Here is a 710-nt window from a genome sequence, read left to right as displayed (position 1 = left end):
GTCTGGAGGACTATACCCCAGATACGATCCAATTAGGAAATACCCGCTTGGATATTGACGAACAAGAATTAGCTGCTACAAACAGCATTCGTTTGGGGAAAAAGGAGACCCAACTCTTGACTCTCCTTATCCAGCACGCTAACCAACCCCTCAGTTGTCAACAACTTCTAGAGCAGGTTTGGCCAGACGAGCTAGAAGAACAGGATCACGAGCTCGTCTTTCTCTATATCTCCTACCTACGCCAAAAACTCCAAAGTGTCCAGTCTAGCTTACAAATACTTGGGGCTGCAGAAGGCCCCTTCCAATTGACAGGAGGTGACTAGATGTTTCGAAAACTTCGTATCAAATTTATCGCAACGACCACTCTTGCCATTGCTCTGATTCTAACCTTCTTTCTAGTCTTGATGAATAGTATCGTCTACACTCAGACGGAGGGTAACATCCACACCGTCCTCTCTATCTTAACCAAGAATGAGGGCGAACTTCCTATTACAGACGAAATCAAGGAAAGTCTGACTGAGAAAAATATCCAAGAAGGAATTGTCTACAACTTTCAATACTTCTCCGTCAGAGAAAAGGAAAATGACTACGCCATCTCCCTCACAAATGTCCAGTCCTTAACTGAGGCTGAAGTCAAAAGTTTTCTCCCAAACATCCTCAAAAAGCAAGAAACTTATGGTTCTATTACTCATAAGGGACGCTATTTTACC

The 710-nt window shown here is 43.4% G+C and carries 1 protein-coding gene and 1 pseudogene; both read left to right on the top strand.

Annotated features, from left to right (window positions below; translation table 11 throughout):
- Window positions 1-323 (top strand): winged helix-turn-helix domain-containing protein (locus D8863_RS10600; RefSeq protein ID WP_142999492.1); only part of this gene is annotated, 323 nt, incomplete at its 5' end.
- A pseudogene (locus D8863_RS10595) lies at window positions 324-710 on the top strand (sensor histidine kinase); the annotation flags it as partial.

It is taken from the genome of Streptococcus oralis, from assembly GCF_003943825.1.
Taxonomy (GTDB): Bacteria; Bacillota; Bacilli; order Lactobacillales; family Streptococcaceae; genus Streptococcus; species Streptococcus oralis_CD.
Note: the sequence above shows the minus strand (reverse complement) of the source record. Positions and strands in the feature narration are given on the sequence as shown.